Genomic DNA, 24,751 nt, shown 5'->3' with positions numbered 1-24,751 from the left:
CCAGCTCTTCGCAGCGCATTATACGAAGTTATTGCGTTCCGCGCGTAAACTTTTCGTTTTCCTTTATGCTTTAACATAGGGCCTTTTGACAAAGGTTTATCCAGAGAGATTATGGGCGGATCATCCGAATTCTGATCTAAACAATCAATCTGCTCAAGTAAAGACTGGTCGGCAGCTATTTCTGGAAGCACTTGCTCCTCAAAGAGTTTTTTTAAGCAGGCATCGGTAATCAGTTTAGCTTTATTGTTTCTCGCTTTTTCAACAAGTAAAGAAAATTGATTTCGTCCTTCTTTCGTTATATTCCATATATCGCGCTGTCCTCTTTGCATATATCCTTTTCTTACTAGATGTGCACGTTCAAATGCAAAGTCATTCCGCCATTTAAATTCACACCTTGTTTCTAACAAAACATCATTTTGATCGTTTATATGCCAATAATCTTGTTCTTGTATATGGACTAACACTTGCTGCTTTGTTCCTCCGCCGTTTAATTCGATTAGAGCGTATAGAAGCACTAGCCATTTCTGCTCTTTGCTATTCATTTTATGTCTCCATTTTTCAAGAAGTAGGCAATAGGATAGCTTATATATTGTTCAATAAGCAGGCGCTCAAACTCCATAAGCAATGTATGGCTTTTATTTGGATTATCTTGCATATATCTAAAAAGCGCAAGCAAAGTATCACCAACTTTGCACTGCATATTCCAATCGGGGTAATAGATAGACACTTTAGAAAGCTTGTAGTTATCAATGTTTATGCGAGTGGTGAACACGGTAGATACATTGGCAATTTCGCAACGATATACAGCACTTCGAAAATATCCAGCAGCATATGAGGGATATAGGGAGTGTTCACTTATTGGTCGGAGGCGCTTGACAAATCCAGTGTAAACGGCATCCATGTCTTTCGTTGCAATACAACAGCAGGCAAGTTCGCTAACCGTTTCGCTTGTCCTATTAAGCAGGATATCACCGCATTTTATGTTATATTTCGTTCTTTCTTCATCCAAAACCTGCATACGCAAACTTAAAGCATCGGGAATAAATGGGTGCCGTATGATTGTTTTTGTATCTAATGCCGGGCAGCCTTGCCCAATTTCTTCTTTAGATTTTGACAATCCACCAAATACCTCATATAAATCCGTCAATGCCACTTTAGTCCATACCTCAGATGCCTCTCTCCCTTCCCACTGTTCGATATGAGAAAGAATTTTTTCATCTACGAGAACATCATGTAATTCTTCGATACACTCGTTAAAACGTACACGATTTGCCTTTATTTCAGACAGGTTTATTTGATGGGGAGACGTATACCAGTTTGGACTCAATATATAGTCTTTTTCAGAAAGTTCCTCTAACGAAACCACTGCATATGCTTCGCTTTTTTTCTGTAACACCCCTTGTCTATACTTGTTCACAAAATCTTCTATTTGTTTGGAATTTTCCGCAACAAGCGTCTTCTCAATTTTCGTATGGAGTCGTTCTGCATCAATCATCAAAAGGTTGCTGCGTTTTCGAGGCCGGTTCAGCAACCAGACACAAAACGGGATTTTTGTGTTGTAAAATAGTCCTCTCGGAAAGGTGATGATAGCTTCTACCACACCGTCGCGAACGAGTGATTCGCGTATATGGCGTTCATCTTTTTGGCGAGAGGTTAGTGTTTGATTCGGTAAAATAACAGCTGCGCGACCATTTTCACTCAAATGGGAAAGTATATGTTGCAACCAAGCAAAATTCCCATTTTGACGCGGCGGAATACCATAACGCCACCTATCATCTTTATAATCAACACATCCTTCAAGCCAGGGAGAATTAAATGGAGGGTTTGATATAATATAGTCAAATTTTTGACCATTATATGCATCACTTGTTAGAGTATTAGCGGGCCGTTCTCCTAAATTAACATCTAATCCATGTAATAAGAGATTCATCGCACATATTTTATAGGTTTCCAAGTCTTGCACCTGACCATAGAGAGTCAAGCCTGAATCTTTCGAGAACATTCCAGCGGCACCTATAAGCATGGCACCGCTTCCACAACAAGGATCATACAGAGTTCCTTGTTTAATGTCTAGCAAAGCGCCCATGCATTGCACAATCCCTTTGGGGGTATAAAAATCTCCACTTGTTGATTTAGAAAATACCGAGAACTCCTTTGCCATGAAATCCTCGTATAATGGTAACAGAAACTCTTGGTCAGAAGGTAAATCAGATAGCAATTGAATGCACTCCCTTAGAATCAACTTATCAGCTTCATAATGCTCATTTTCATCTATGAATTCATGGAGAAATGGGAATTGAACCTTCAGCAAAGATATGACATATAATATGGCCTTAGCATAGCTGCCTTCCTTGTTGTTTTTTATAATGTCCCAAACTGTCAAGGGGTCAGGGTTTCCTTGGCTGATGCAATCAGCCAACATTAATTGATTTGGCAGAGGGCCATATAATTTTGAGAGGTATCGTATAAGTAGCAGGTTTTCAAATGTATGTTTCTCTAGGTGCATTCTAAGTTCCGCTGCTTTATGCTGCGCTTTTCGCAGGCAAGAAGATGATATTTGTCCCGCCAAAGTAATCACCTCAATACCATTTAGAATGAAAAGGTATTTGCACTGGTCTTGTTTTAGCCTCGCATTACGGCCATTATATAATGCTTGGTTGAAACATTATATTTCACTACCCCCTAAAATTATACTATATTACGACTTAAAAGGCAATACTAATTTCCAGCCCTGCGGGCCTTAACCCTTTATACTGCTTCTCTCATTCTCTGCCATGGTAGAGGATTTAATAGTCAACGAAATACGGGCGAAGCTGAATGATGATTGCATTGAGATTTTCTGCAACACCATAAAACAGAGCATAAAAAGCTCCTTAGGCAAACTTACAAAAAGTTCGCCTAAGGAACTTTTGGCACGCCCGGCGGGACTCGAACCCACGACCCTCTGCTTAGAAGGCAGATGCTCTATCCGGCTGAGCTACAGGCGCATATTTTCATATTATATCACAAATGCAAGGGCGGGGTCAACCCGCCCGCTGTCAATTTTAGCTAGTTTGTGAGAACAAACCCGGCCGCCGCCAACGCCGCGCGGATGGCTTCAATCTGTGCAAAATCACGCGTCTCCAACCCGATGGTCAAAAAACAACTGGCGATCGCCATATTCGGATCAGAGCCGGAATAATGCACACTTACCACATTGCCGCCGCATTCGGAAATTATGCGGCTAACGCTTAGCAACTGCCCCGGCTTGTCTTCCAGCGCAATTTGCAGTGTTGCGTTGCGCCCGCTTGTCACAAGCCCGCGTGTGATAACACGTGATAAAATATTCACATCAATGTTGCCGCCCGATAAAATACACGCCACGCGTTTACCCGCAATTGGCAGCTTGCCAAACATCGCTGCGGCGATGGCAACCGCGCCTGCGCCTTCGGCGACTAATTTTTGCTTCTCCATCAACGCCAAAATCGCGGCGGCAATCTCATCGTCGCTCACTGCAACAACTTGGTCAACATATTGCCGCACAAAGGCCAACGTATTCTCGCCCGGCGTTTTAACGGCAATGCCGTCGGCAAACGTCGAGGCATCGTCGAGTGTTACAGAATCGCCTGACTCCACACTGCGCAACATACTCGCCGCGCGCTCCGCCTGTACGCCATAAACTTTAATATTAGGGTTCAACGCCTTAACAGCAAAGGCTACGCCGCTAATCAAGCCGCCGCCGCCGATGGGTACGATGACGGCGTCCAAATCGTCAATCTGCTCCAAAAGTTCCAACCCAACCGTACCTTGGCCAGCAATAACATCTTCGTCATCAAACGGGTGAATAAACGTCGCGCCCGACTGCTGTTGCAAGGTTTTGGCGTGTATGCTGGCATCGTCATATGTACCGGGAACCAGCACAACTTCGGCACCCAGTTTTTTAGTCGCCTCAACTTTGCTAATCGGCGCACCGTCCGGCATACAAATCACACAGGGAATGCCCATCTCTGCCGCCGCAAGCGCAACGCCCTGCGCATGGTTGCCCGCACTGCACGCAACGATGCCGGCGTTTTTCTGCTCGTCGGGCAGTTGGCTGATTTTGTAGTATGCGCCACGCAGCTTGAAGCTGCCGGTGGCCTGCAAGTTTTCAGTTTTAAGGAAAATATGTGCCGCCGTGCCGAGGTTGCGGGCGTCGATGAGGTCAGTGCGGCGTGCTACGGGGGCGAGGACTTCGGCGGCGTGGCGGATGGTTTGTAGTGTTAACATGAAATACTCCTAGTTAGTTGCAGTGTGGGAAATGCTTATTTTCTGTCCTTTGCCGCCATCCATTCTTCTTGCAAAATAGCATATAAAGCTTCATCACACCATTCGTTGTTAAGTGCGCTATTGCCTCTTTTCGACTTATTATAATAAGCTTCACGACGCATACCTAAGCGTTCCATGATTTTGTAAGAAGCGATGTTCAACGCAAGACAAACCGACGTAATGCGATGGAATTGCAATTCATCAAAACCGAGCTGCAACATTGTTCTGCCCATCTCCGTACCGTAGCCCTGTCGCCAATAATCACGGTGAAGCGTCCAACCGATTTCAGGATTATCAGGCATGTGCATGAGTACAGCCGAACCAATTAGTTTGTTATCGGCCTTACGCACCACAGCGTATTCGCAATGGGTGACACTTTCGGCGTTGGTGTTGGAAATGAGCCAGTTCAAATAGCCATGGGCTTGTTCTTCATGTAACGGCTCTTCTCGATATTTCATATTTTCGGCATTATTTGTCCAGTCAAAAAGAAAGGGGAAATCATCTTTGTTAAATTTGCGGTAGATTAACCGCTCGGATTCAAGCTCAATAAATTTCATGTGCCACCTACTAATATAAAAGTATCTACATTACTCATCTTAATTTCACCAACTACCCCTGCGGCAGCACAGCCCCTGTATCCGCCGAACTTACCATCTTAGCATACCGCCCCAAGTACCCATGCGTCACTTTCGGCGGCGGGCAGACCCATGCGGTTCTGCGCTTATTCAATTCCGCATCGTCAACTTTCAGCGCAATATTACAATTTGGAATGTCGATAGAAATCATGTCGCCCTCTTCAACCAGCGCAATTGTACCGCCGGCCATTGCCTCGGGGCTGATATGTCCAATAGCTGCACCGCGTGTTGCGCCGGAGAAACGGCCGTCGGTAATCAAGGCAACTTGTCCGCCCAAGCCCATGCCGCTGATGGCAGCGGTGGGGGTCAGCATTTCTTTCATGCCGGGGCCGCCTTTTGGCCCTTCATAGCGCACAACAACGACGTCGCCCGCCTTGATTTTGCCGCCGAAAATGGCTTCGGTGACGGCTTCTTCCGAATCAAAGACACGCGCCGGCCCCTCATGCACCATCATTTCAGGCACAACGGCCGATTGCTTAACAACGCAGCCGTCAACGGCCAAATTGCCTTTCAGCACGGCAATCCCGCCGCTTTCCGAGTAGGGATTCTCGCTCGGACGGATGATGTTGTGGTCACGGTTTTCTGCGTGTTGCAAGTTTTCGCCCATCGGCTTGCCCGTGCAAGTTTGCACCGTCAAGTCGAGCAAATCACGTTTGGACAGCTCTTTCATAACAGCATATACGCCGCCTGCTTTGTCCAAATCCTCAATAAACGTCGGCCCTGCAGGCGCAAGACGGCACAAGTTTGGTGTCCGCGCACTAATGGCATGCGCGTCGGATAATGTAAGCGGCACTTTTGCCTCGTTGGCAATGGCGGGCAAGTGCAACATGGTGTTTGTCGAGCAACCCAGCGCCATGTCAACAATCATGGCGTTTTCAAACGCCGCGGGGGTCATAATATCACGCGCTTTGATGTCGCGCTTGACAAGTTCCATAATCTGCTTGCCCGACCGCTTGGCATGACGCAAACGCTCGGAGTACGGCGCAGGAATGGTGCCGTTGCCCGGCAGTGCCATGCCGATGGCCTCCGACAGGCAGTTCATCGAGTTCGCTGTAAACATACCCGCACACGAGCCGCAAGTGGGGCAAGCGTTTTGAGCGTATTTCTCAACCTCTTCTTCCGTCATGTCGCCGGAATGGTATGCGCCGACGACTTCAAAGACATCGCTTAGGCATTTTTGCCCCTCTTTTTCCACTTTACCCGCCAGCATTGGTCCGCCTGAGCAGAAAATGGTGGGAATATTCAATCGTGCCGCCGCCATTAGCAACCCCGGCACGTTTTTGTCGCAGTTAGGAATCATCACGAGTCCGTCAAAAGGCTGCGACATGACCATCGCCTCGGTCGAGTCGCAGATTAAGTCACGTGTCACGAGCGAATAACGCATGCCCTCATGTCCCATCGCCAGCCCATCGCACATCGCGATGGCAGGAAACATAATCGGCGTACCGCCTGCCGCAAGCACGCCTGCACGGACAGCCTCGGCAATTTGATTGAGGTGCATATGCCCCGGCACAATTTCGTTGTGCGAGTTGACGATGCCGATTAACGGACGATTGAGGTCGTCATCAGTCAGCCCCAACGCATAAAGCAAGCTCCTGTGCGGCGCACGTTCCACGCCTTTGGTCATTGAATGTGAACGCATGGTAATATCCTCCTGTATTCGTAGGGGCGATTGCCTTCAATCGCTCACGGGCGACCGGGGACGGTCAGCCTCTACATAATAAAATAATCATCCTCTTCCCAATTCGCGGGATTTTCATCAATATATTGCCATATGCGCTGGTATTTTTCTTGATTGCGGATGATACGGTCGTGAAATGATTTTTGCCAAATGGAATAACCAATTTGTTTTGTCACAAACGATTTTAGATTGCGCACGATATATTGTAGGGGCGACCGTCCCCGGTCGCCCGTGCCATTTTGAATGGCAACAATCGCATGAATATGGTTGGGCATGATAACATAATTGTCAATCTTGATTGATGGGTGATTTTCATTGTAATAAATGAGCGCCCCATCCACTATCTGCCCTATATCGGATAGACAAACGCGCGGGCGACCGTCCCTGGTCGCCCCTACAATCTTACCCAACACCTCATGCTTGTCCTTGACACATATCGTCACATAATAATGCCCTGCGCTTGCGTAGTTAAATCCACTTAGACGAAGACACTTTCTTGTTGGCAGTTCTCTCACAACAGTCCTCGTCGTTTAATTTCTCCGTCCTCGTCCCGATAAAACTCAAACATCCAGCGAATAATATCAATTGTCATCTGCTTCGTTTTGCCCTTAGTTGAATGCTCTGTGCCCTCAATAAAATCAGTCAACACGTCATAGCTGCCAAACGTAAAATGTTCGTTATTGATTGAGCCTTCGTCATAGTTTTCCAGGAATGTAATTGCATCAACCGGAGAAGTAAAGCGATGCGTTTCGCCTTTGAGAAAAACGGTTATATAAATATAATTCAGCCGATTGCCAAACCAATCTTTCCATACTACATTTGACATATCGGTCCCCCTCAAAAAATGAATTGTGTCAAGGGCGGGCATAAAAACCCGCCCTTGTAAAACAACTAATTGCTCGCGCTGTCCAAATCAGCGTCCTTGCCCCACAGCATATTCTCGCGCAGATGACGGCCAACAACTTCCATCGGATGGTTGTCCATCTCGGCACGTGCTTTGTTGAAATTTGGACGGCCTGCGGCATTTTCCGCCAGCCACTGTTCAGCGAATTTGCCGTTTTGTACGTCGGCAAGCACTTCTTTCATGCGTGCTTTGGTTTCGGCATGCGGTAAGACGCGGGGGCCGGAAACATATTCGCCGTATTCCGCCGTGTCGGAAATCGAGTAGTTCATGCCCGATACGCCGGCTTTGTTGACCAAGTCGATAATCAATTTCAACTCGTGCAACACTTCAAAGTAGGCACTTTCGGCCGAATAGCCGGCCTCAACCAACACCTCAAAACCGCAACGCATTAAGTCAACCACGCCGCCGCACAGCACGACTTGTTCGCCGAACAGGTCGGTTTCTGTTTCTTCGGTGAATGTTGTTTCCAAGATACCGGCACGTGCGCCACCCAAGCCTGCAATGTACGCTAATGCAATGTCCAATGCTTTTCCGGTTGCGTTTTGTTCAACAGCGACCAAGCTCGGCACACCTTTGCCGGCAACGTATTGCGAACGAACGGTATGTCCGGGGCCTTTGGGTGCGGCCAAAAATACGTCAACATCGGCCGGCGGCACGATTTGCTTGTAGCGGATGTTAAAGCCGTGCGCAAACGCCAAAGCTTTGCCCGCTGTCAAGTTAGGTTGAATTTCGGTTTCGTAGACTTTCTTTTGCAGTTCGTCGTTGATGAGAATCATTACGATGTCGCCGGCTTTGGTCGCGTCAGCCGCTGTCATGACGGTAAAACCGTCTTTTTCTGCTGTTTCCCAAGCCTTGCCGCCTGCGCGCTCGGCTACGATAACGTTAACGCCCGATTCACGCAAATTCATTGCGTGTGCGTGGCCTTGTGAGCCGTAGCCCAGTACCGCAACGGTCTTGCCGTCCAGATTCTTGATGTTGCAGTCGCTTTCATAGTACATTTTTGCCATGGTGGAATTCTCCTTTTTTCTTTGTATGTTCGTCAATGGTGTGCTGCCCTCGTTCAAGGGCAATCATACCAGTACGCACTAGTTCCAAAATGCCGAATTCGCGCAAGAGTGTTTCGACCGCCTCGGTCTTGTCCTCGGCGCCAATCAGCGAAAGGGTCAGGCTCGTCGAGCAAACATCAATAATCGAGCCTCTAAAAATATTGACAATTTGAATAATCTCGTTGCGCACATCGCGACTATCAGCTTTTACCTTAATCAACACCAGTTCGCGCCGCACGGCATTGTTTGTATCCAGCCGTTTGACTTGATGTACGGGCAGCAATTTGCGCAACTGATTGCAAAGCAATTCGGCATGCCGTTCATCGGCAAGCACTTCGATGGTCATGTGCGAAATCGCGGGGTTGTCCGTCGTGCCGACTGCCAGCGACTCAATATTATAACCCTTGCGGCTGAACAGGCGCGTCACCTGCGACAACACGCCGGACTCGTTATCAACTTGGATGGCTAGTGTGTGACGTTGTTGCATGGTTGCCTCCTATCGTCGTAGGGGACGCACACCGGGCGTCCTGTGCGCATTAAAGTAGGCGCTTCGGCTCTTTTTTGTGTTGCAGGACGCCCGGTGTGCGTCCCCTACATTGTAGAAAATGCTTATACTCCACATTCAAGACAATATAGCTCCGCCGCACCCCTGTCTATATCACCGAACATATTTGGCTCATCGAGTAATGCTCTCAGTTTTTCCGGTGTCACCCACTGAATTTCTACTGTTTTGTCGCCTTTTTCGAGCGGAGTACCTATCGCCTCGCATTTGAAATGAACGCCTACCGATTTTCCACATTTGCCTTCAAATTCTCCAGAGTTAAAAATCCAGCCCTGTTTACCGAAATAAACCGAATACGGTATGAATGTTTCTACGTCATTTTTATCCATATGGTTTTCTATTCCATAGATTTTAGTCACAGTCATTCCCACTTCTTCCATAACTTCGCGCTTCAAAGTGTCTATTATGGATTCGCCCCATTCGTTACAGCCTCCGGGAAATTCAAAGTGCTTCGAAATCCCTGTCCTGAAACACCGTTGGACTAGAATCATTTTATTGCCGTTTTCTTGCTTTGTTATAATTGCTCTTGCATTATAGAAAATCACACCACACCTCCACTAATATAAATTTTCTATACTCAAGCAAATACAGCAAACCCCAACATCACTCAATCAAAAACTCTGTAATATGCTTCCCCGAACCCACCATAGGTGTAACCATTTCATCCTGGTCAAGTATACAATCAATCACAACACCGCGCCCTAGTGTCACGGACGTTTGCGCTTGTTGTAACGCATCGGCGAATTCTTCTGCCGTGCTTGCCCGCAAGCCGAGCAAATCATACGCCTCCGCCAGCTTCACAAAATCCGGCCCGCGGTCAAGTGTTGTCTGCGAGAAACGCTTGCCGAACAACACATTCTGCCATTGCCGCACCATACCGAGTACGCCGTTGTTGAAGACACAGGTAATAATCGGCAACTTGTAATGTGCCTCAGTGCTGAGTTCGTGGCAGTTCATACGGAAACAGCCGTCGCCGGTGATGTGCAGGACAGTCTGTTCGGGGTGCGCCGCCTTGGCGCCGATAGCTGCACCCAGCCCAAACCCCATTGTACCAAATCCACCTGAGGTTAGCAACTGTCCGGGATAGTCGAAGAAGAAATGCTGTATCGACCACATCTGATGCTGCCCCACATCGGTGGCAACAATCGTGCGTTGCGGCAAAATCTCAGCAATGGTGGTCAAAATCTGCTTAGGGGTTAGCCCATCGCCTCTGTCGGCTGCGGGTGACTCTTTGCAGAAAGCAAAGACTTCATCTTTCCAGGCTTGATTGTCTTTCTGTATCACCTTATTGTTCAAAATCGACAGCACTTTTTTAGCGTCGCCAATGATGTGGTGGTCGGTTTTAATGTTTTTGTCAATTTCCGAGCGGTCAATATCAATTTGCACGATTTCGGCATTTTGCGCGAATGTCTCAAAGTTCAACCCCACACGGTCGGAGAAACGACAGCCAACAGCAATCAGCAAATCGCAGCGGTCACATGCATGGTTGGACTGTAATGTGCCGTGCATACCAATCATGCCCGTTGCCAACTCGTGTCGTCCGGGAATCGCTCCTGCACCCATAACGGTAATCGCCGTCGGCGCGTCAATCTTCTCAATAAATGCGCGGAACTCGTCCGCCGCCTCACTGCGCACCACGCCGCCGCCGCAAATGACAAGCGGTTTTTTTGCCTTTGCAATCATATCCACCAAATAGTCGATATCGCCGCTGTCCGGCGTGGGTTCATCAAACGCATGCGCCAACTTGCGCAATAACAATCTGCCGCTTTCGTGGTGCTTTTCGCGCGGGAGCGGCTGGTATTCGGCTTTTGCCACAGTTACATCATATAAAAGGTCAATCAACACAGGCCCCGGCCGGCCGCCGCGGGCGACAGCAAAGGCTTCGCGCACAACATCGGCCAGCGTATCGACATCGCGCACCAAATAATTGCATTTGGTAATCGGCATCGTAATGCCGACAATATCAACCTCTTGAAATGAGTCTTTTCCAATCAACGCTTCGTTGACATTGGCCGTAATAAAAACAACCGGCGAAGAGTCCATATACGCTGTTGCAATGCCTGTCACCAAGTTCGTTGCCCCCGGCCCCGATGTGGCAAAGCACACGCCGACCTTGCCCGATGAACGCGCATAGCCGTCCGCCGCGTGGCTGGCACCCTGCTCATGGGCAGTCAAAATGTGCGCAATGCGGTCAGAGTAGGCGTACAAGGCATCGTAAACAGGCATAATGCGCCCGCCGGGGTAGCCAAAAATGGTGTCAACGCCCTGTTCGAGCAGACACTCCATTAAAATTTCAGCACCTGTGCGTTGCATATGCTCTCCTTAATAAAGGGTAGCGTTCAGTATACCACAAATGCGGTGCACCTGTCAACGTCAAAGAAAAGAGCGCGGCACACGCCGCGCTCTTTGGGTGTGCCGTTACTCCACAATCATAAACTCCACATAAATTTCGCTCACCCAAACAGGCTCTACTTCACCAATAATCCACTTAGAAATCGGCGCCGGCATAATACGATACATTCCCGGCAAAAGTTCGTTGACGTAGAGCCTGTTTACAAGTTGACGGCTGAAGTTATCCCTATCGTTAACATCAAAGTCGGCATTTACAACGGTAAACGCCCATGATTCACCCTGTGCCAAAGAGGATGGAGGCCCATCGGTCCAACTTGCTGAGCCCAACAGATCGACCCACTCACCATCAACATTCTTTTCAAGAAAAAGATCATAAACGTGAGTAAGCGCATCACCTGCTACATTCGTTAACACCGCTGATATTGTCTCAAGCCGGCCATCTTCTATTTCGTACTCAATGGTAAGCGTCACACCATCCGGCAACTCTGAAGCCGCACTTTGGACAATCTTCGGCGTATGTTCCGGCAATGATGAAACTTCTGTTGAGCCGTCGACACCCATAAGGTCAGTGCTGGTATGACAACCAACGAACGTAAGAACTACTGTGATGACAAGGAATGCAAGGCATAGCTTTTTCATGTTTTTGTCTCCTTTACACTGTGGTTTATGGAGTTGGCAACGTTATTGATTTCTTAAGTGGTTTATCATAATCGAAAGAGTTGCTGTAATTCTAATAATTCTGGCATATTGTACGCCGTCAATGGTTCTTCTTCCTTGGTTAATTCCCCGTACAGAATATCGCTGTCCGGCACAGCCAATCATAGCAGGAGCACCACTTATTCCGCTCGTTGTAAAAGTGCGATAAAAAACAAGATTTCCCTCCCAACTCCTATCGCTTTGGCTATGTGGTCCTCCTTGAGACTCAACCATCCTTCCTCGACTTGGAGTAGGCGCGAATGGGTTGTCTAGTGTCGGGTATCCCACAACTAAATTTCGCTCACCCAAACAAGCTCTATTTCACCAATAATCCACTTAGAAATCGGCGCCGGCATAATACGATACACTCCCGGCAAAAGTTTGTTGACGTAGAGTTGGTTTACAAGCTGACGGCTGAAGTTATCCCTATCGTTAACATCAAAGTCGGCATTTACAACGGTAAAGCTGTGTGAATCGCCATGTCTCAAGGATCTGGCAATGTCATTCCATGCCCCTGTTTCTAATGTATCAACCCACTCACCATCAACATTCTTCTCAAGAAAAAGAGCCTCACCTACTCTACAACCGTAAACTCGGCGTAGACTTCACCTTGCCAAACAGTGGTGTGTATAATTTCGCCGTTTTCATCTACGCCATCTTCACGCATCAACTTGACATTGTTGACAGCGCGATAATGACCGGGCTCATCGGTAAAGGTCATCCAATGCGGACTTGATGCAGGAGTGCAAATTCGCACAGGGGTGGTCTCATGAATCTCTCCTGCTCTTAAAAAACCATAATTGACCATATGTGCATACGCCTCTTCTTCGCTCCACATGCCTAATATCATATGACGTTCCGCCTCTACACCGCCGCTGACCCAAAAACAATTATCACATAATACTGCGGCAACCCACTCGCCGCTCACTTCTTTTTCAACGTGGTGCATATATGAAACCCACACGACATAAGGCTCTTGCACAGTTGTGGTGAATGTCATTCTGACTCTGTTGTACTCATCAATATCCATCACCGACGCTGTTATCTCTCCGGGAAAATCGCCGAGGGGAAAGGTAAACTCCGTAGGTTCGGGTATTGGCGTTTCTAAGCGTATGGGCTCGGTCGTTTCAGATGTAGTCGACTCAACAAATTGAGGTGGGGTCGGCTGGTTGCCGGTCGTGCTCGTGCACCCTATAAGTAAAATAAAAGCCGCAACGATTGCTAACAATTGTAAATGTTTCATAACGCCATCTCCTCATGATAATTATACTTTTACTGTATGGGTGGCCCGCCAAACTGCTGCCTTATAACATTTATCTGTGTGTTAAAAGCAGGCGTAATTCTAACAGTTACAGCCAATGCTAATGCTGTGCCGCTATTAATCCCTAGAACACGGCCGTCAAAATTGCTCATTACAGGACTGCCGCTCATGCCGGGCGCAGTAAAGATATGGGAATAAAAAACATTTCCACCAGGGAGGGTCCAATGAGGTTCACGCGGACGTGTATCGCCAAAAGACCACCTCTGTCTGCCTTGAAATGCGGGCGACTCTCCGCTATGATGTGCTGCTATCCCAATAATTTGAACATCGGGTGCAGGAGGGTTATTTCCAGGCGAAGACGTGCGAAGCATAAAACTCCCCGCCCCGGGAAAAGTTCCGGCAGAAAATCCGATTATCCCTTTATCATATTGCGGATCTTGGTTTACTGACCATCGCGTGTGGACCCATGCATTGGAAACTGTACGGAAGTGGAAAGGATTGAGCAGAAGCAATTGAAGATTAAACGAAAGCCCCGTTGCACTTGGAATCCGCAAAACGTGTCCAGACGTTAATCCCAAACGAGTACATATCAAAAATGCTGTAGCCGTACCAAAATGTGTAACGTTGCCAATTCTGTAGTGAAGGTACAGTTCTCCAATGGCGGAAACAGGATTTGTTAAGAACCAAAACGGATAAGGCGTTATTCCTGGCCCAATAGCCAACGGCATCAACAAATCCTCAAACCGTACGCTACTCCCACTCATCTCCCGTATATTCACAATTGAATACGGCGCAAGCAACGCTTGTCGGATAGCTCTCACCTCCGGCGGATTGGGCGCAAAGCTCGGCTCAACACGTTCAATACCTGCATTCGTCACAAAATAGTACCCGCTGGTATCGTTTTCAAAATCAATCATGTACCACATGTTTTCGTAGCCCGACGAATCAATGGTCGTCTCCTCAATCCACCTGTTCGCATCCTCGACCCCTTGCACATAAAGTGAATACAACGCGTTAAGCTGAACCATTGCATTTTCATTTAGCGGCATGTTGTCAGCACCCCTGCCCGCCGCGGCAGCATCTGCGCTTGCCGCAACCGAAAGTTCAGCCTCCGTAGCCTCCAACCCGTCAAACGTGCCGATAAATTCGGCAAATCCCGGGTCGTCGACCAGCACATCAATCAACTCGGTATCGGACAACTCGTAGACTTCAAATTGTACTGCAGATTCGGGTTTTCCGCGCTCCGCCGACGCCGGCAGCATAACTAATACCATACACAGCGCAAGGACAGTGGCCACCCATCTGCGGGCGGCGGATATAGTTTTTGCTTGTCTCATGTTTCTTCCTCCATATGTAGTATTTTAGATGGGCTTTTTATGCGCAATCATCAAGTTTAAATATAGCATATCACATATTTCTCTAGGTGTCTAATCGAAACTTGTCGAATGGTTGACTTGTTATAAAGAAATTTTAATCAAAGGGGTCTCGCAATCGCCCTACACCGGCCGCAGCCCTTCAAACGTCGCCATTAAATTCAGTCGCCCGAACCCCCACTGATTATTGGGATACGCCAGCCCCGCCGTGCGGTCGCACCCCGCAATCAGTTTGGCACGAATGCGAAACGAGTCATACGACGCGTCATGGCCCTCCACTACGCCCCATTGCAACATCAGTGCGCATGCCCCCGCCGTAATGGCTGCCGCAACGCTCGTGCCACCCATTGTGCCGTGCCCGTAGGGAAAAATTCCTGTCACATCGACCCCCGGTGCCACCAAATCAGGCGCAATGGCCGGCAGCCGTGTCGGCCCCCACGAACTGGTAGGCGACAACGCCCCGCTGCGCGAATCATATGCCCCGCAGGTGATCACACCGACGGCCGTCGCCGGTGCCGTCACGGTATAATTCGGTACGGGCGAAAGAAACTGTATGTTGGGCGGCGACAACGCCGTCACCGGCAGCCAGGCGTGATACGTACCGTCCAACACTACATCGCCGTGTACTGTAATACGCCAAACACCTTGTGTTGCTGACCATATTTTAATGCGAGTCAACTGTTCGCCGCTGCGCTGAATGGGGAATTGATATGTTACCGATACCATTGACCGCTCCAATGGCAGCCGCTGTGTAAATGTTTCGTCCGAACGCGCCGGAATACGCGCGATCTGCAGTCCCGTCGGCGTTCGTATCGATACTGACAGCCTATCAACAGCATAGTTCCAAATGGACAAATAAATATCCTGTGCTGCCGTACCCACGCGCAGGTCGATGTCTTGTGTATCTCCTGTGTTACCCAGCCGTCCCATGGTATGATGTCCTGATTGACTCTCATTGCCTGCCGCTACGCACATCGCTGTACCTGGAATGCCGGCAATGTTTGATAAATACTCCTCTAAGGCCGTAAAGCCGTTGTGACTACCGATGTTTGAGCCAAGCCCTAAGCAAATCGCAACCGGGCGGCCTAACTTGCGCGCTGTGTCGAGAATGTATTGCACTCCCATCATAATATCATCGGTGGCGTAAACATCTTTCAGCTCGGGCGGGACAAGGAAATACTCACAAACATACGGTTGCGCGCGCTTGAGTTTAACCGCGATGATCTCGGCGTCCGGTGCCGCGCCGATATATGTTCCCGGCTCACGGCTACCTGCTACCGAGGCCAAAAACGTGCCGTGTCCGGCGGTGTCTTGGTGCGGTACAAGCTCTTGCGGATTGTCTGATAACAACGCCGCGTTGATATCATTGTTGCTGTACTCACTGCCATAGTGATACCCTTCGGGCGGTCGCCCGCGCATTGTCTGATCCCAAATGGCGGCAATCTTGCTGCTGCCGTCTTCATAGCGAAAGGCATTTTGTGTATAGTCAATGCCGGTATCGATGAATCCCAGGAGTACGCCATGGCCGCGCAAGTCCAATGCGGGGTGCTGTTGCACCTGCGTAATGCCCGAAGCCGTCAGTTCGGCTTCGCCCATCAAGCCAAATATCAAAGGAAGCAAATTATGCGACGCGCTGTAAATCAAATCAATGACCTGCTCAGCATATGCGCGGTCGGTGTAGATAATCGTGTACCCGCCCGGAAACGATTTGCCGAGCTGGATATTTGGATTATCGGCCAAAAATGCCGGTGTCAATATATCGGTATACACAATCAACGGCACTGTATCCGGCGAAAGAATAAAATCTTGAAGATTGTTGGTGTCCATGGCAATCTGTCCTTTCAAGTTGTAGGGGCCGCGCCTCATGTGACCTGCGCACTAAAAAAACGGCATCATTACAAAAATTCCCTAATTCCCTTCGGGAGAGGCGGAACATTTTTGCGTGACAGGTGGGTTATCAGCTCGCAGGTGGCAGCCTTTCATCCTAAATTCTGACTATTTAGAGCTAACATCGTCTGCTCCAAACACAGACGCCCATAGCCCCATACAGGATTGGGATACGTCACTCCCGATTGCCGTACCGCGCCGCGCTGCAAAAACGCTTTAACCCGCTGCCCGTATAAAAACAAGTCGTTGCCCTGTACGATGCCCCACTCCATCATAAGGGCTGCGGCACCTGTGACAAAGGGTGCCGCCATGCTTGTGCCGGTGAAACTGTCGTAGCCTCCGCTGCTGCGTGCCGACAAAATATCGACCGCCGGCGCCACTAAATCGGGCTTTGGGTAAACAATAGCATATGTAAACCCGCGCCCTGAAAAGTCAGCGGCAGTGTTAAACCGTGAGTTGTAACCGCCGACAGATATAACAGATTGCGAAGTCGCGGGCAGGGTGATGGTAAGGCCTGGGTCGGGGCGCAGGAAAGCTGTATCCGTACCGACTTCTTCCAGCGTCGGCAGCCAAACATGAAACTCACCGTCAACAATTTCTCGCCCCGTCAGCCGCAACTGCCATAGTCCTGCTGCGTTTGCGCCAAATGATACAAAAACTTCCTGCCGTCCGCTGTAAAAGGATGGTTGCCCGTAGTGGACTGCCGCAGTTGTGCCGGAGAGGGAAAACGATTTGACAGGTGTGCGTGGATCAAGAGAACCGGTCGATTGTCCGTTTGGCGCGATAAGCTCTATGGTAAAGTCATCAGAAAAGTGCTTCCATAGCGTGAGATAGACTGATGGCAAACCGCCACCAATCGTGAAATCAATATTCAACGTCTGCCCCGTGGCGATCATGCCACCGTAATGATGGCCGGTAAAGCCTTCGTTGCCCGCTGCCGCAACGATGACAGTCTTCCAACGCCGTGCGACGGCATCAATGTAAGTTTCAAATAGCGAGCTGCCGTCATGCGCGCCGTGGTTGGTGCCATAGCTGAGATTGACGACCAACGGCAAACGCAATGCCAATGCCTTGCCGCTAAGGTAATTCAGCCCGCGCATAATGTCAGTCGTTTGTGCCCCGCTCCCCAACTTGGCAACCAGCAGCGATGCTTCAGGGGCAACACCCGCCGCAATGCCAGCCACCGCCGTGCCGTGCCCCAACTGGTCTACGTTGGGGATGTTCTCTGTATACTCTGTGCTGCTTTCGATATCAAATACTGCGAGAATGCGCCCTTGGAAATCAGCGTGTCTGCCATCAATGCCCGAGTCAATGATGCCGATGGCAACGCCTTGACCAGTCAATCCATATCGTTGCAGCACCGGTGTAATGCAGGCTGCGTCCATGCCTTGCCGCAGCTGTGGTGTCAGCCTTTTGGGCAGTTCGATATATTCAATTTCGGGATAGCTATACAAGTCGGCAATACGTTTCGGCGGCAACGTCAAAATGGAAAAGCCATCGCCCAAATCTTCCGTCGTAACGCCTTCGATAGCAGGCAGGCTGCCGCTATGTTTGACAATAACCTCCATCGTTAGTGAAAGGCGTCTATATCGGCAAGTGACAGCGAGAAATTACGCCAAAAGCCTCTGTCCCACTGATATCCAACCAGTACATCGCCCGGCAAAATAGCAGTCGGAAACATCCAAAACCGCCCGTTGCTCTTTGTCCAAAGATACACGCAGGTATGTAAGGCGTTGGGCAGATGATCGCGGACATCCATTGTGCCGGGATAACTCGGCGCAATGTTGGGGGCGGGTGCGGCAGGGCGGACATAGGAGATGAAAGGGAGCATATATGACCTCCAAGAGTTGTTTGCACGGGACATTCGAGTGCGTTTCCCTTACACAGTCTATGCAAAATTCGCATATTGTGAACTGAACAATCAATGGAGGAGGCAAAAATGTATGATTTACGCCATGAATGACCCAAACCTGCCTGCCCGCGGACGTCTGCAAATTGACGCTGTGGCAAGCGATATGGCGCATCCCGCACCCAACGCTCGTGTGCGCGTAATGCCGCATGACGAAAGCAACATTACCGTAGAGGAAATGGTGACCGACAGCTCGGGGCAAACGCCTATCGCTATTCTGCCCGCGCCGCCGGAGGAACACTCCTTGCAACCATCCGACCATATGCCATACAGTGAGTATGATGTAACGGTCGATCTGGAGGGCTACGAGCCTGTGACAGTCAAAGGCGTGCAGATCTTGCCCGATACCGGCTCATTTTTGCAAGTCGAACTCCACTCGGTAACAGGCGGCGTGGGCGCGGAAACTGTCAAGATCAGCGACCATACGCTGTGGGGCAACTTTCCTCCCAAAATTCCTGAAGATGAAGTCAAGCCTCTGCCTGAAACAACGGGGCTTGTCGTGCTGCCCAAACCAGTCGTGCCGGAAATTGTCGTCGTGCATGACGGTATGCCGCAAAACACAGGTGCGAGGCGATTTTATGTGCCGTTTGCCGACTATATCAAAAATGTGATATATACAAAATACCAAATCCGCAGAGGACAAGCCTTTGCGGATTTTTAGTTATATGACAAGCCTCTTTTAGCATAAATTGCATAAGAGGTGAAGCACATGGAGAAAGAAGAAAAAATCATTTTACCAAAGGAATTACAAAATGAAATGATAAAATTCTTTCTTGATGTTGCTATTCGTCAGAAGAAACAAGAACAGTTAGAAAAACGCCTATCAGAAAAAAATGATAGGAGTGAAAAGTAATGGAAACAGGAATTTATGTAAGAGTATCAACAGAGGAGCAAGCCAAAGAGGGATATTCAGTTCGTGGACAAGAACAAAAATTAAAAGATTATGCCCGAATTAAGGATTGGACACTTTACGATGTTTATATCGACGAGGGTATAAGCGGTAAAAATATTACCGAACGTCCCGAAATGAACCGATTAGTTGAAGACATCAAAAAGGGCAAAGTCAAAAACGTTTTAATTTTTAAGATTGACCGCTTGACACGAAGTACATCAGATTTAATTTATCTTATTGATTTATTCAGCGAGCATAATTGTACTTTCAACTCTTTGATGGAAAGTATAGATACGCAAACAGCTTCGGGGCGAATGTTCTTAAAGATTATCGGTATATTTGCAGAATTTGAACGTGAAAATATATCCGAAAGGATTATACTGGGGCGAGAACGTAAAGTTAAAGAGGGATATACTCTTTGTTCACATACAGCAAGTTATGGTTATGAACGTCCGAATGGAGAAAAAATACAAACTATCATTGAACATGAAGCAATAATAGTGCGTGAAATATTTGACTTATACGCTAATAAAGGAATAAGCATGACCCAAATTGCACGAAGATTGAACCTTCGAGAAATTCCAACGAAACATAATGTAAAATGGTCATCAAACGGAGTGAAGAATGTACTTGCAAACAATAATTACATAGGTGAAGTAAGACATCATTTTCAAGACGAAGAACGTGCATATACAGTTCAAGGGCAACACGAAGCTATTATAACAAATGAAATTTTTGAAAAGGCGCAAAAGCGTTTATCTAAAATTCCTCGAATATCACCACGAAAAACACCAAATGAAGAAAATTATTATTCAGGATTTTTGATTTGTGCAAAATGCGGATATAAAATGAACACCCATAATTCATATAGTAAATTGAAAGACGGAAGTATTAGTTTTTCTACGAATTATGATTGTTCAAACATGGCGGTCGGTGAATGTGATGCAAGTAGCGTTAGTGGAAAAAAACTTGAAAAAGCATTTTGCGAATATATAGAAAATATAGCTGACTTTGAAAATAAAAACGCCTTGCACGTCCATGAATTAGAGCAAACGAAACAAGAACAGCAACAACAAATTTCAGAATATGAAAAAAAGCTAAGTCATTTTGAAGCCAAAGAACGTGAAGCGTTGGATTTTTATGTTAAAAACACTTTGAGCATTACTGAATATCGTCAAGCCAAAACTATGATTGACGATGACAAGCAAATCATAATAGAAGAATTAGAGCGTTTGCGTTTAGAAACAGAAGAGGTTACAGATAACAAAATAGAAATTGCGCAAAGTGTAAAAGAAAATTGGTCAAATCTTTCTAAACCAGAAAAGCGAATGTTTTTAATGCAATTCGTTGAAAAAATTGTTCTTGAAAATCAAAAATTAGGAATAGGGGAAAGAGGCAGACAAAAAAGAAAAGTTAAAATTTATGATATAGTTTTTAAGCAATGATAAATATTGCACCGCACAATCACTTGTCAAGGTGGAGATTTTGAAGTTTTTGCCGTAGGTAAAAAGTTCTAAATACTACCTTGACAACAGAACATAAATACAATTAACAAAGGGTTATGCCACAACTTGGCATAACCCTTGATTGCTATTGCATTTTAATCTTTCAAATAATATGGCTGCTTAATCACTCGTAAATTACCGAATGGCGTTAAAAGCACAATGTCTTTGAGTGTTGCGAACTCCTCTGGCTTGATAATCCGCTTTTCCATTTCGTATGTATTAGTTGATTTCCCCTGTGGGAAATTTAGAAACGCACTACTCTGTGTTCCTCGTTGCTTAACTTCTTTGTCATATGTCCCGACAAGGCGTGAGAAATATTCTTGCGTTTCTGCGTCCGTTGCGGATAGAATCGCCTTGTACGCACAAGTATCTGAAATTACCTTGCGTTCGTTCATGCCATATATTAAATCCAACTGCGCAAGGCTTTGTATGATTAGGCAAATGGTGATTTTCTTACTCCGCAGGGTCGCTAATCCGTCTATTATCGCATTTACTTTACCCAGGCGAAAATGTTTTTGACCTTAGTGGTAGTGTATCAAGTCTAATCCTACGATTACTATTACGATGAACCCTAGTTTCCTTTTCCAACTCACCTTTAATATCAATAGCAAAAATACTACCCTTAAAAATTCGCAATGTGGGGATTGCAATACACGAGCTTTTGCCCGAACCAACACCGCCAACGACTAATACATGACCATCTAATGTTTCGGGTTTCCCTACATATTTATCGTACATTTTATTTACGCAAAGGTGTTTTTCTGGACTTTTACCGAAAACAACACCTTTTTTATGCCAATGTTGCAACTCTGAAAAAGTGTCATTAGTATTCGTTTTGCTTTTCGGCTTTGTTGATACTGACTTACTACCTAACCACCAAGCACCCTTGGAAAGCCCCACAAACAACCTGCCTGCCAACTTCAACGACGGCAATATATCTCCCCACTTCATTTCTGTACTCATATTATCCACCCTTTTATAGCTAATTTTATTATCTATATGTTTTTGAGGATAGAAAAATACCGCCCGAATTTTCGAGCGGTACAATGGTTTATTTAGCTACCTAACCCCCTGGTTAGTTAAGAAATCAGCGAAAGTCTCAGGAGTAACGGTAATAACGCGTTGACCATGTCCCGGATCAAAGTCGACATTATGAGCACCGCGAGGGCCAAAATTAGCAGAAGTAACAACAAGAGACTGACCAGTTGATGGGATATCAAGGGTGATCCAACCAGAGTGGCCTCCGTCCCCTAATGCCGGGTTTGGTTGAGGTGTAAAATGCCAATTAAATTTTGCGACAGCCCCATCTGGTCCATTAAGCTGCTCGGCGAAGGCATAGTTGATATCTTCAGCGACCTCTCGCAAGAACGCCTGTTTCTGTTCAGAAGTTAGATTACCAGTTCCCCTTGCAGAAATCCCAAGGCCAACAGGAGATGCAGAATCCGTTCCTGTCCTAATTTCAGTATGTCTTCTGCGATCAATCGGTGTTTCGCCAGTTCCTGGCTCTTCTGGAGTTGTTGGAGTTTCTGGAGTCGTCGGTGGAGTATAGTAGCCCGGTCCGTTCTCAGGTGGAGTTGTTGGAGTTTCTGGTGTCTCCGGAATCTCTGGAGTCACATAGCCCGGAGTTTCTGGAGGAACAACAGGATCACCGCCACAAGCTGTGAAAGATAAAACCTTTGCTACAACCAAAATTGTAAGAGCAAGTTTGCGGAAAGGATAGCGTTTTGTGTTTGGGAGGCTATTAATCTTTGCGACTGCTTCCGCTTCATTAGCTGATTGTTGATTTAGTTTTTTTCTAATACTCATAAATATCCCCTTGTCGTTTTTAAAATTTCTACTATTATATCACGTTTGGCGCGCATGAAATTTGTTCATAACTATTTTTCACTTGCAACCATTCCGCAAAAGTACACTTTTACAAAAACGTATCACAAAGCTATTTTTGTCGCAAAAGATAGCTCATTTTGTGTTTTCAAAAAATATTTTCGCAAAACCTATTGCAAAAATCAAAGAAATCGGTTATAATGTTCTAAGTTAAACGACTTCGTAAAAGTGTACCTTTACGAAGTCGTTATTATTTTTCCTGCTTTATTCGATACTCACGCAGATATTTATAGAAACTCGTTTCTTTCATGTCGCAAAGCACAAGCACTTTATCAAAGGTAATTTGTTTTCGCTCCCATTTCCGCACTAACTCCCCGAAGTTGTCGGGCGGTTGTTTCGGTGGTCTGCCAAATCTCACGCCCCTTGCTTTGGCGGCGGCTATGCCCTCGGCTTGCCGTTTGTGTATGCTCTCTCGCTCGGTTTGTGCAACGAATGACAGCACTTGCAAAACTAAATCGGCAATGAATGTGCCAAGCAAATTCTTTTCTTTGCGTGTGTCGAGTAGTTCCATATCAAGTACAACAATATCAACGCCTTTTTCTTTGGTAAGTATGCGCCATTGGTTTTGAATTTCTTCATAGTTGCGCCCTAAGCGGTCAATGCTTTTTATGTACAGTAAATCGCCTTGTTGTAAGCATTTCAATAACTTTTGATAATTCGGGCGGTCAAAATCCTTGCCCGATTGCTTGTCCGTAAATATATTATTTGCTGATATATTCAATTCTTGTAGTGATATAAGTTGTCTGTCCTCATTTTGGTCTGTGCTTGATACTCTGATGTATCCGTAGATGGTCATAAAAAATCCCCTTTCATAGAAAGTTTATTCTATGGAAGGGGATAAATTTCAAATTGGGTTTGTTCTTATTTATTTCATATATTGATATTCTGCTGTTTGCCACTATTAAGGATTTTCATATAAAAATTCACCATTACCACTACGACTTCCATTGGTAGTGCCCCTTCGAATAGTAACTCTTCCGTTGTTTGTTATTGAACCTGTATGCACTCCAGATATAGTAACTTCTGCGCCGGAATATACAATCAAAGAGCCAGTATGCGTGCCATTAATAACCACGTTCGCCCCACTAAGTACAGTTAAACGCCCTGTAAGAATTCCGTTTATTGTCAGTGTACCACTTTCTACAATGACTGGACCTGAATGCGTTCGTAACATTCTATAATTTGATGTTATCGTCAATGGTGTTTGCTCTGTATTCTCATACAAATGATTATTCGCCGTTTCATCTTCTGAATCGTCATTTTGTGTTATGTTTGGCGTGTCAGAAGTATCAGGAACATTGGGATTTGGCTCTCTGTTTATGTAACCCAAAACAAATGAAATTGATATTGAAAAAGCTATTATTACCGCTAGAATAACTATACTTAGCTTTTTATGTTTCTTACAAAAACCTTTTATTCTTTTGTAAACTTTGCCATCTTTAATGAAACGGTCATATAAGCCTAATAAAACACTTATTGAAGTCAAAACAGCAGCTATAATAATAATATCCATTGCAAATAAGCTCCCCATAATATGATAATTATTATATCATATTATGGGGAGCTTTTCAACAATAAAATATAAAATAAACTTAGAAACTCATATTTGGAAAATCACTTTTGATTTCATTAAGTAGCTTTTTTTGCTCTTGCCGAGGCATTTCATTTGTTGCTCTGTTCCACGCTTTTCGGAGTTCAACAAGTGCGAATCCTCTTTTATGAGAACCCATTTCTTTCACTTCTAAAAGGAGTTTTCTCATGCTTTCTCTGTCAGGATTTATATTTTTGTATTTTTTTTGATACTCCAAATACCTATACATAAACGGATTTCCAAACACCATATCTGATTCCTTTCTCTTTCTCAAACTATATTTCGCCAC

The 24,751-nt window shown here is 46.4% G+C and carries 27 protein-coding genes and 1 tRNA gene; 4 read left to right on the top strand and 24 right to left on the bottom strand.

The window, feature by feature from the left end; all coding sequences use genetic code 11:
- From FWE06_07725 to FWE06_07665, 13 genes are all read right to left on the bottom strand, one after another.
- Positions 1–542 (bottom strand): winged helix-turn-helix domain-containing protein (locus FWE06_07725; GenBank protein ID MCL2547060.1); only part of this gene is annotated, 542 nt, incomplete at its 3' end.
- The gene (locus FWE06_07720; GenBank protein MCL2547059.1) at positions 539–2,569 is read right to left on the bottom strand and encodes an N-6 DNA methylase; all 2,031 of its coding nucleotides are present in this window, start codon (positions 2,567–2,569) and stop codon (positions 539–541) included. The genes FWE06_07720 and FWE06_07725, both read right to left, overlap by 4 nt.
- A gap of 341 nt (positions 2,570–2,910) precedes the next feature.
- Positions 2,911–2,987 (bottom strand) — tRNA-Arg (locus tag FWE06_07715).
- Between the two features lie 61 nt (positions 2,988–3,048).
- Complete coding sequence (ilvA, locus tag FWE06_07710; GenBank protein ID MCL2547058.1) at positions 3,049–4,245, bottom strand: threonine ammonia-lyase; 1,197 nt, start codon at positions 4,243–4,245, stop codon at positions 3,049–3,051.
- Between the two features lie 35 nt (positions 4,246–4,280).
- A complete protein-coding gene (locus tag FWE06_07705) occupies positions 4,281–4,841 on the bottom strand; it encodes a GNAT family N-acetyltransferase (protein MCL2547057.1) in 561 nt (186 codons plus the stop codon).
- Between the two features lie 52 nt (positions 4,842–4,893).
- Positions 4,894–6,561: a dihydroxy-acid dehydratase gene (ilvD, locus tag FWE06_07700; protein ID MCL2547056.1), complete on the bottom strand. Its 1,668-nt coding sequence runs from the start codon at positions 6,559–6,561 to the stop codon at positions 4,894–4,896.
- Between the two features lie 71 nt (positions 6,562–6,632).
- Positions 6,633–7,115 (bottom strand): transposase, encoded by a 483-nt coding sequence (locus FWE06_07695; protein ID MCL2547055.1) that lies wholly within the window; start codon positions 7,113–7,115, stop codon positions 6,633–6,635.
- On the bottom strand, positions 7,112–7,426 hold the full coding sequence (locus FWE06_07690) for a hypothetical protein (GenBank protein ID MCL2547054.1): 315 nt from the start codon (positions 7,424–7,426) through the stop codon (positions 7,112–7,114). Before FWE06_07690 ends, FWE06_07695 begins: the two co-directional genes overlap by 4 nt.
- A 65-nt stretch (positions 7,427–7,491) precedes the next feature.
- Positions 7,492–8,511, bottom strand: a complete 1,020-nt coding sequence (ilvC, locus tag FWE06_07685; protein ID MCL2547053.1) for a ketol-acid reductoisomerase — start codon at positions 8,509–8,511, stop codon at positions 7,492–7,494.
- Positions 8,492–9,037 (bottom strand): acetolactate synthase small subunit, encoded by a 546-nt coding sequence (ilvN, locus tag FWE06_07680; protein MCL2547052.1) that lies wholly within the window; start codon positions 9,035–9,037, stop codon positions 8,492–8,494. The genes ilvC and ilvN overlap by 20 nt, the downstream gene beginning before the upstream one ends.
- Before the next feature lie 122 nt (positions 9,038–9,159).
- Positions 9,160–9,657, bottom strand: coding sequence for an NUDIX domain-containing protein (locus FWE06_07675; protein MCL2547051.1), 498 nt, complete (start codon positions 9,655–9,657; stop codon positions 9,160–9,162).
- A 58-nt stretch (positions 9,658–9,715) separates the two neighbouring features.
- Complete coding sequence (ilvB, locus tag FWE06_07670) at positions 9,716–11,425, bottom strand: biosynthetic-type acetolactate synthase large subunit (GenBank protein MCL2547050.1); 1,710 nt, start codon at positions 11,423–11,425, stop codon at positions 9,716–9,718.
- A 105-nt stretch (positions 11,426–11,530) separates the two neighbouring features.
- Entirely contained in the window at positions 11,531–12,103 is a 573-nt protein-coding gene (locus tag FWE06_07665) for a hypothetical protein (GenBank protein MCL2547049.1), read from the bottom strand.
- Positions 12,104–12,420: 317 nt separating this feature from the next.
- On the opposite strand from FWE06_07665, the gene FWE06_07660 reads away from it, so the two are divergent.
- Positions 12,421–12,633 (top strand): hypothetical protein, encoded by a 213-nt coding sequence (locus FWE06_07660; protein MCL2547048.1) that lies wholly within the window; start codon positions 12,421–12,423, stop codon positions 12,631–12,633.
- A 101-nt stretch (positions 12,634–12,734) separates the two neighbouring features.
- On the opposite strand, the gene FWE06_07655 is transcribed toward FWE06_07660, so the two are convergent.
- The 5 genes from FWE06_07655 to FWE06_07635 all read right to left on the bottom strand — a co-directional run bounded on the left by FWE06_07655 (position 12,735) and on the right by FWE06_07635 (position 18,512).
- Complete coding sequence (locus tag FWE06_07655; GenBank protein MCL2547047.1) at positions 12,735–13,403, bottom strand: hypothetical protein; 669 nt, start codon at positions 13,401–13,403, stop codon at positions 12,735–12,737.
- 29 nt (positions 13,404–13,432) lie between these two features.
- A complete protein-coding gene (locus FWE06_07650; protein ID MCL2547046.1) occupies positions 13,433–14,758 on the bottom strand; it encodes a serine protease in 1,326 nt (441 codons plus the stop codon).
- A gap of 159 nt (positions 14,759–14,917) precedes the next feature.
- Positions 14,918–16,621 carry a S8 family peptidase gene (locus tag FWE06_07645; GenBank protein MCL2547045.1) on the bottom strand — a complete coding sequence of 568 codons (1,704 nt, stop codon included), beginning with the start codon at positions 16,619–16,621 and terminating at the stop codon, positions 14,918–14,920.
- 152 nt (positions 16,622–16,773) lie between these two features.
- Positions 16,774–18,249 (bottom strand): S8 family serine peptidase, encoded by a 1,476-nt coding sequence (locus tag FWE06_07640; protein ID MCL2547044.1) that lies wholly within the window; start codon positions 18,247–18,249, stop codon positions 16,774–16,776.
- Positions 18,250–18,251: 2 nt separating this feature from the next.
- Positions 18,252–18,512 (bottom strand): hypothetical protein, encoded by a 261-nt coding sequence (locus tag FWE06_07635; protein ID MCL2547043.1) that lies wholly within the window; start codon positions 18,510–18,512, stop codon positions 18,252–18,254.
- A gap of 112 nt (positions 18,513–18,624) precedes the next feature.
- On the opposite strand from FWE06_07635, the gene FWE06_07630 reads away from it, so the two are divergent.
- The 3 genes from FWE06_07630 to FWE06_07620 are packed head-to-tail and all read left to right on the top strand — an operon-like array spanning position 18,625 to position 20,927.
- A complete protein-coding gene (locus tag FWE06_07630) occupies positions 18,625–19,251 on the top strand; it encodes a carboxypeptidase-like regulatory domain-containing protein (GenBank protein MCL2547042.1) in 627 nt (208 codons plus the stop codon).
- A gap of 48 nt (positions 19,252–19,299) precedes the next feature.
- Positions 19,300–19,443, top strand: a complete 144-nt coding sequence (locus tag FWE06_07625; GenBank protein MCL2547041.1) for a hypothetical protein — start codon at positions 19,300–19,302, stop codon at positions 19,441–19,443.
- Positions 19,443–20,927 (top strand): recombinase family protein, encoded by a 1,485-nt coding sequence (locus FWE06_07620; GenBank protein ID MCL2547040.1) that lies wholly within the window; start codon positions 19,443–19,445, stop codon positions 20,925–20,927. The genes FWE06_07625 and FWE06_07620 overlap by 1 nt, the downstream gene beginning before the upstream one ends.
- Before the next feature lie 155 nt (positions 20,928–21,082).
- Here the strand turns inward: FWE06_07620 and FWE06_07615 are convergent, their stop codons facing one another.
- The 6 genes from FWE06_07615 to FWE06_07590 all read right to left on the bottom strand — a co-directional run bounded on the left by FWE06_07615 (position 21,083) and on the right by FWE06_07590 (position 24,736).
- Complete coding sequence (locus FWE06_07615; GenBank protein MCL2547039.1) at positions 21,083–21,436, bottom strand: TraG/TraD/VirD4 family protein; 354 nt, start codon at positions 21,434–21,436, stop codon at positions 21,083–21,085.
- Between the two features lie 46 nt (positions 21,437–21,482).
- On the bottom strand, positions 21,483–21,950 hold the full coding sequence (locus tag FWE06_07610) for a type IV secretory system conjugative DNA transfer family protein (protein ID MCL2547038.1): 468 nt from the start codon (positions 21,948–21,950) through the stop codon (positions 21,483–21,485).
- A gap of 96 nt (positions 21,951–22,046) precedes the next feature.
- Positions 22,047–22,793 (bottom strand): hypothetical protein, encoded by a 747-nt coding sequence (locus FWE06_07605; GenBank protein ID MCL2547037.1) that lies wholly within the window; start codon positions 22,791–22,793, stop codon positions 22,047–22,049.
- Positions 22,794–23,061: 268 nt separating this feature from the next.
- Positions 23,062–23,667: a recombinase family protein gene (locus FWE06_07600; protein ID MCL2547036.1), complete on the bottom strand. Its 606-nt coding sequence runs from the start codon at positions 23,665–23,667 to the stop codon at positions 23,062–23,064.
- Between the two features lie 105 nt (positions 23,668–23,772).
- Positions 23,773–24,384 (bottom strand): hypothetical protein, encoded by a 612-nt coding sequence (locus FWE06_07595; GenBank protein MCL2547035.1) that lies wholly within the window; start codon positions 24,382–24,384, stop codon positions 23,773–23,775.
- Positions 24,385–24,463: 79 nt separating this feature from the next.
- A complete protein-coding gene (locus FWE06_07590) occupies positions 24,464–24,736 on the bottom strand; it encodes a hypothetical protein (GenBank protein ID MCL2547034.1) in 273 nt (90 codons plus the stop codon).
- Between the last annotated feature and the right edge of the window lie 15 nt (positions 24,737–24,751).

The sequence above is a fragment of the Oscillospiraceae bacterium genome (genome assembly GCA_009780275.1).
Taxonomy (GTDB): domain Bacteria; phylum Bacillota; class Clostridia; order Oscillospirales; family UBA929; genus WRAI01.
The sequence above is the reverse complement of the archived record's forward strand: the minus strand, read 5'-3'. Positions and strand labels throughout refer to the sequence as shown.